Annotated in this window: 1 protein-coding gene; it reads left to right on the top strand. The window is 63.3% G+C overall.

The genetic code is table 11. The features are described 5' to 3' along the window. Window positions 1-149 precede the first annotated feature (149 nt). Complete coding sequence (locus tag C665_RS19555; protein WP_004303221.1) at window positions 150-1,172, top strand: IS110 family RNA-guided transposase; 1,023 nt, start codon at window positions 150-152, stop codon at window positions 1,170-1,172. Window positions 1,173-1,455: the final 283 nt, after the last annotated feature.

Consider the following 1,455-nt stretch of genomic DNA (forward strand, 5'->3'; position numbering starts at 1 on the left):
CCTGTAGGAGATGTAATGGACGCCTCCCTCCCGCCTCGGGTGCTGACAGGTGGAGCCCTTCAATGAGAAGAGCCCTCCAGTTACCTGACGGCATCGATGTGCCAAAGTGGTGGTGTCGAAACGACCACAAACGGTAAGGAGGGCTCGAAATGAAGATTACGACATTCGGTCTGGACCTGGCAAAGAACGTGTTTCAACTGCACTGGGTAGAGCCGGAGACCGGTGAGGTCAAACGGCGTTCGCTCAAGCGCGATCAGACGATCAAGTTCTTCGCCCAGCGCAGCGCCTCGGTGGTGGCGATGGAAGCGTGCGGCAGTGCGCACTACTGGGCGCGCAAGCTGATCGAACTGGGACACGAGGCGCGCTTGATCGCGCCCCAGTTCGTGCGCCCGTTCGTTCGCAGCAACAAGACCGACGCGGCCGACGCGCAGGCGATCTGGGAAGCCGCCCAGCGCCCGGAGCGCCGGTTCGTGGCGGTCAAGAGCGTGCATCAACAGGCGGTACTGATGCTGCACCGGGTGCGCGAGCAACGGGTGAAGATGCGCACGATGCAGATCAACCAGCTGCGAGGTCTGCTCTACGAGTTCGGGGTGATCTTGCCCGCAGGGCGGCACAAGGCGATGCCACAGGTGACACAGGCGTTAGCTCGGCTCGAGGACACGCTGCCGGCGATGGCGCTCGAGGTGCTGCGCGAGCAGTGCGCGAGTATCGAGGCCCTGAGCGCCCAGATCGAGGAGATCGAACGCAAGCTGGCCGCGTGGCGCAAGGAGGACGAGGCGGCCAAACGGCTGATGCAGATGCCCGGCGTGGGCCTGCTCACGGCCACCGCTGCAGTGGCCGCGGTGGGCGATGCAAAGGTCTTCAGCAGTGGGCGTGAGTTTGCCGCTTTCCTGGGCTTGGTGCCCCGGCAAAGCGGCACCGGCGGCAGGGTGAAGTTGCTGGGCATCAGCAAGCGCGGCGACGGATATCTACGCAGGCTGCTGATTCACGGCGCACGCGCGGTCATCACCCACGCCAAGGCGCGTGATCCGTGGGTCGAGGCGCTACTGGCACGACGCCCTCTCAACGCCGTCGTCGTCGCCTTGGCCAACAAGATGGCGCGCACCATCTGGGCGTTGCTCGCCCACGGGCGGCATTACGAGCCGCGCGGGCAGGCGCTCGGGTGCGCTTGAGTAAAGTCGAAATTCAATACAGGAACTTAGCGTTGATCGTCCAAGGTTGCGCAGGTTGAAGCGAGCATGATGGCGAAATAGGTCGGACCGTGGGGAAACAAGCCTGGCACGGCGCTTGTCCTTCGAGGACGCGTAGGAGATGAGGCCTTCCCCAGCGAATTCCATCAGGGCCAGCAGACATCGGGTCTGCACTACAGGCCGGATATAAGACTGCAGCCAGATCCTTGATCGCCAGATGCAAACTTCGCTTGCCAAACCGGGAGGCGTCCATATAAGCGCCGCA

The sequence above is a fragment of the Thauera aminoaromatica S2 genome, assembly GCF_000310185.1.
Taxonomy (GTDB): domain Bacteria; phylum Pseudomonadota; class Gammaproteobacteria; order Burkholderiales; family Rhodocyclaceae; genus Thauera; species Thauera aminoaromatica.